Raw genomic sequence first — 5,092 nt, forward strand, 5'->3', positions numbered from 1 at the left:
AGATGTGTATAAGAGACAGCCGCTGGTGCGAGCGGCGCCCCACTCAGACGGTTACGGCGCGCAGTCGCCGTCCGTAGCGCCTTCGGACTCCGTGATGTGGAACGTGTGGTCGGCCGTGCTGGTCGCTTCGACGCAGAAAGCTGTCGCACTGATGGTCCCGCCGGCAGTAATGGCGCCCTTCACATCGGCACCCTTCGTCGCGCCGTAGTCATCGAGCGTGCCATCCGTGAGCGACGGAGCCGTCGCACTGGAACCCTTGTCGGTGTAGTACGCGACGATGGCCGTCTTGACGTTGGTCAAGTCAGACTTGACCGACGCATCCTTCGCGTTGTTCTGCACCCCGATGTAGATCGGGATGGCGATGGCGGCGAGGATGCCGATGATGATGACCACGACGAGGAGCTCGATCAGGGTGAAGCCCTTCTCGTCGTCCGCGAGCAGGCCCTTGCGGCGAGCGTTCAGCTTGCCCAGGAGTCGGAAGTACATTGCAGTGTCCAATCCATTCGGTCGGGTAGTGCGGGGCGAGGCGGCTGCGAGGACCGCTTACGGACGACACGCTAGTTCTCGGTGGATTTGCAGAAATATCCCCCGTCAGAGGGGTTTTGCCGACGTTCTTCACCCCAGATATGGGGTGATAACACCCCGTATCTCTTGACTCAGCCGCCGACGGCCGAGGCGATTCCGAAGATCGGGAGGTAGAGCGCGACGACCATCCCGCCGATCACGACGCCCAGGAACGCGATCATCACGGGTTCGATCAGGGAGGTGAGCTGCTCGGTCGTCGCCTCGACCTCCTGCTCGTAGAAGTCCGCGATCTTGTCGAGCATGGTCTCGAGCGAGCCGGCGTCCTCGCCGACCGCGACCATCTGCGTCACCATCGGCGGGAACACCGGCTGCCTGCTCAGCGGGGAGGCGATGGACTCGCCCTGCCGCACGCCCTCGGCGACCTCCACGAGCGCGTGCTGCAGCACCCAGTTGCCGCTGGTCTCCCCCACGATCCGCAGGGCCTGCAGGATGGGCACGCCAGCCGCGATCATGTTCGAGAAGTTGCGGCTGAACCGCGCGATCGCGATGCGTTTCAGCAGCGATCCGAAGATGGGCATCCGCAGCTTGAAGGGGTCGAGCCGTTTGCGCACGGCCTCGTCGTTCTTGTGCCGCGGCCACCAGAGCGCGAACGCGATCCCGAGGACGGCGACGACGGGCACGACGAAGACCATCGCGTGCGAGAGCTGCACGAGGATCATCGTCGGCAGCGGCAGCTCCTTGCCCAGGCCGGTGAACATCTTCTCGAAGATCGGCACGACGAAGAGCAGCATCGCGGCGACGCCGAGCACGGTCATGCAGAGCACGATCACCGGGTAGGTCATGGCCGATTTGATCGCCGAGCGGAGCTTGACCTCCTTCTCGAAGTTCTCGGCCACGGCCTCCAGCGCACCGTCGAGGAAGCCGCCGGTCTCGCCCGCGCGCACCATGTTGATCATGAGCGGCGGGAACACCTGCGCGTGCCTGCGCATGGCGTCGGACACCGCGACGCCGCTCTCGACCTGGTCGCGCACGTCCGCCAGCACGGCCTGGAACTTCTTGTTGCCGTTCTGCTCGGCGATGATGTTGAGCGTCCGCAGCAGCGACAGGCCGGACGAGATCATCGTCGCCATCTGCCGGCTCATCACCGCCAGCTCCTTGAGCTTGACGCCGGAGCCGGTGGAGAGCCGGATCTCTCGGTTCAGCCCGGTGCCCTCGGCCGCCTCGGTGATGGAGACCGGCGAGAGCCCCATCGTGCGCAGGCGGGAGGCGACGGCGGCCTCGCTGGAGGCGTCCACCCTCCCCTTGACGATCTTGCCCGCGGCGTCGCGGCCCTTGTACGCGTACGGCGTGGTGACCGGCATGCGCTACCCCACCGTCCCCGAGTAGCTGTCGCCGAAGTCGGGCCCGCTCGCGGCGATGGCGGCCGCGGAAGCCGCCGTGGGCGACTCCACGCGCTGGATGAGCCGGGCGATGCCCTCCTTGTCGTGCGCCTTCTCCAGCGCCGCCCTGCGGGTGATCACGCCGGCGTTGACGAGCTCGGCGAGGTGCTGGTCCATGGTCCGCATCCCCGACTCCCGCCCGGCCTGCATCATGGAGGCGATCTGGTAGGTCTTGCCCTCGCGGATGACGTTGGCGATCGCGGGGCTCATGACGAGGATCTCGGTCGCGACGACCCGGCCGCGGCCGCTAGCGCGCTTGATCAGCGTCTGCGAGACCACGCCCTGCAGCGTGCCGGCGAGCTGGGCCCGCACCTGATCCTGCTGATGCGGCGGGAACACGTCGATCACGCGGTCGATGGTCTGCGGCGCGTCCTGGGTGTGCAGGGTCGCGAAGACGAGGTGGCCGGTCTCGGCGGCGGTGAGCGCGACGGAGATGGTCTCCAGGTCGCGGAGCTCGCCGATGAGGATCACGTCCGGGTCCTGGCGCAGCACGTGCTTGAGCGCGTTGTTGAAGCTGTGGGTGTCGTGACCGACCTCGCGCTGGTTGACGATCGACTTCTTGTGCGCATGCATGAACTCGATCGGGTCCTCGACCGTCACGATGTGGTCGGCGCGCGTGGAGTTCACGAGGTCGATCAGCGCGGCGAGCGTGGTCGACTTGCCGGAGCCGGTGGGGCCGGTGACCAGGACGAGTCCACGTGGAAGCGTCGAGAACATCCCGACCGCGTCCGGCACCCCGAGCTCGGCGAGCTGCTTGATCTCGGTCGGGATGAGGCGGAACGCGCCCCCGTACGACCCGCGCTGCTGGTACAGGTTCACACGGAAGCGGGCGTTCGCCGAGATGGTGAAGGCGAAGTCCAGCTCGCGCTCCCGCTCGAACCGCTCGCGCTGCGGGTCGGTCAGCAGGCTCAGCAGCGCCTCCCTGGTCCGCTCGTGGTTCCACGGCTCGGTGGTCGCGGCCGGGCGCAGGCCGCCGTCGACGCGGACCATCGGCGGGGCGCCGACGGTGATGTGGAGGTCGGAGGCGCGCTGGTAGACGACCTCGTGCAGCGAGGCGACCAGCTCCCGGTCGGCCCGCGCCAGCGCCTCCCGCTCCGGAGCGGTCAGCCGCTCGTCGATCTCGGGAGCGGCCGTGCGGCGCGGCACGTCGTCGTCGGGCGAGGTGGGCGCGGGAGCGGCCGCGCGCCGGCCGGCCGGGATGAGCCGCGGCGCGTACGGCTCCGGCTCCTGCTCGGGCTGCGGGTCCAGCGACCACGCGCCCGGCGGCACCACCGGGATCTCGTACACGGGCTTCGCGACCGGCGGCGGGAACCCGCCCCAGCTGTCATCGTGGTTCGCCATGCGGCCTCCTATGCCACCACTCTCAGGATCTCCTCGACCGAGGTCAGGCCGAGCTTGACCTTCTCCCAGCCGTCCTCGCGCAGCGTGAGCATGCCCTGCTCGCGCGCCACACGGCCGATGTCGGCGCTCGACGCGCGTTGCACCGCGAGCCGCTCGATCTGCTCCGTCACCGCCATGACCTCGTGCACCGCGATCCGGCCGCGGTACCCGGTCCCCGAGCAGGTCGGGCAGCCGACCGGCTCGAAGATCGGCGGGAGGGGCTGGTCGTCGGGGACCGCGAAGCGCAGCCTCCGCAGCTCCTCTGCCCCGTGCTCCCCCGGCCGCTTGCACCGCTCGCACAGCCGCCGCGCGAGCCGCTGCGCGACCACGCAATCGAGTGCGGAGCCGACGAGGAACGGCTCGATCTCCATCTCGGTGAGCCGGGTCACCGCGCTCGGCGCGTCGTTGGTGTGGAGGGTCGAGAGCACGAGGTGGCCGGTCAGCGACGCCTCGATCGCGATCTGCGCGGTCTCGTGGTCGCGGATCTCGCCCAGGAGCACCACGTCCGGATCGCTGCGGAGGATGCTGCGCAGCGCGCTCGCGAACGTCAGTCCCGCCTTCGGATTGACCTGCACCTGGTTGATGCCGGGCATGCGGTACTCGACCGGATCCTCCACGGTGATCACGTTGATCTCGGGACGTGCGACGGCATTGAGCGTCGTGTACAGGGTCGTCGACTTGCCGGAGCCGGTCGGCCCAGTGATGAGGATCATCCCGTACGGCTTGGAATACGCCGCCCGGTACACGTCGAAGTTGCGGTCCAGCAGGTCGAGGTCGCGCAGCGTCATGCCGGTGTTGGTGTTGTCGAGGATGCGCATGACGACCTTCTCGCCCCACACCGTCGGCAGGGTCGCCACCCGCAGGTCGATCTGCCGCCCGCCGTGGACGACCGACATGCGGCCGTCCTGCGGCTTGCGGCGTTCGGCGATGTCGATGTCGCTCATGATCTTGAGCCGCGAGATGACGCCGTTCTGGATCGCCTTGGGCGCCGACGGCATCGCGTGCAGCACACCGTCGATCCGGTACCGGACCCGCACCTCGTGCTCGGCCGGCTCGATGTGGATGTCGGAGGCGTGATCCTGGATCGCCTGACTGACCAGCAGGTTCACGAACCGGACGATCGGTGCGTCGTCCTCCAGGGCATCGCCGAGGCCGGCCTCCTCGACCGGAGCGCTCTCCTCCTCCAGCGTGGTGGTCAGATCCGAGAGCTCGTCGTCGGCGCGGATCCAGCGGTCGATGGCGGCCAGCAGGTCCGTCTCGTCGGCGACGGCCGGTGCGACGGACAGGCGGGAGGCGGCACGCACGTCGTCGATGGCGAACACGTTGCCGGGATCGGCCATCGCGAGGATCACGGCGCCCTCGCGGACCGCGATCGGCAGCACGGTGTGCCGCCGGCAGATCGTGCCGGGGATGAGGCTGACGGCCGCCCGGTCGACCGGGTAGTCGGCAAGCTCGACGAAGGGGAGGCCGGACTGCGCCGCGCGGGCGCGCGCCAGCTGCTGCGGCGTGATGGCGCCGCTCTGCAGCAGCTCGCGGACGACGGTCTCGTCCGAGCCCGGGTCGCCCTCGACACCGTCGAGGTACTCGATGGGCAGGTGGCCGTGCAGGATCAGGATCTCGGTCATGGACGCCACGGGGACCTCCTCTGGAATGCGAGGTCACCGTACTGTCCGGCGCGGCGGCGACGACAGCCCCGCATGAGGGTGCCCCGCGCGCGGGGGCCAGCCTGCCGAGTCGTGACATGATGT

Annotated in this window: 4 protein-coding genes; all 4 read right to left on the reverse strand. The window is 69.0% G+C overall.

Annotation, left to right across the window (positions count from 1 at the left end; genetic code table 11):
• Positions 1 to 51 precede the first annotated feature (51 nt).
• Positions 52 to 486 (reverse strand): type IV pilin protein, encoded by a 435-nt coding sequence (locus ACR9ZG_RS17755; protein WP_481286172.1) that lies wholly within the window; start codon positions 484 to 486, stop codon positions 52 to 54.
• A gap of 170 nt (positions 487 to 656) precedes the next feature.
• The gene (locus tag ACR9ZG_RS17760) at positions 657 to 1,886 is read right to left on the reverse strand and encodes a type II secretion system F family protein (RefSeq protein WP_481286173.1); all 1,230 of its coding nucleotides are present in this window, start codon (positions 1,884 to 1,886) and stop codon (positions 657 to 659) included.
• Positions 1,887 to 1,889: 3 nt separating this feature from the next.
• Entirely contained in the window at positions 1,890 to 3,305 is a 1,416-nt protein-coding gene (locus tag ACR9ZG_RS17765; protein WP_481286174.1) for a type IV pilus twitching motility protein PilT, read from the reverse strand.
• 8 nt (positions 3,306 to 3,313) lie between these two features.
• On the reverse strand, positions 3,314 to 4,978 hold the full coding sequence (locus ACR9ZG_RS17770; RefSeq protein ID WP_481286175.1) for a GspE/PulE family protein: 1,665 nt from the start codon (positions 4,976 to 4,978) through the stop codon (positions 3,314 to 3,316).
• Between the last annotated feature and the right edge of the window lie 114 nt (positions 4,979 to 5,092).

It is taken from the genome of Leifsonia sp. KNZ12-8B (genome assembly GCF_056755495.1).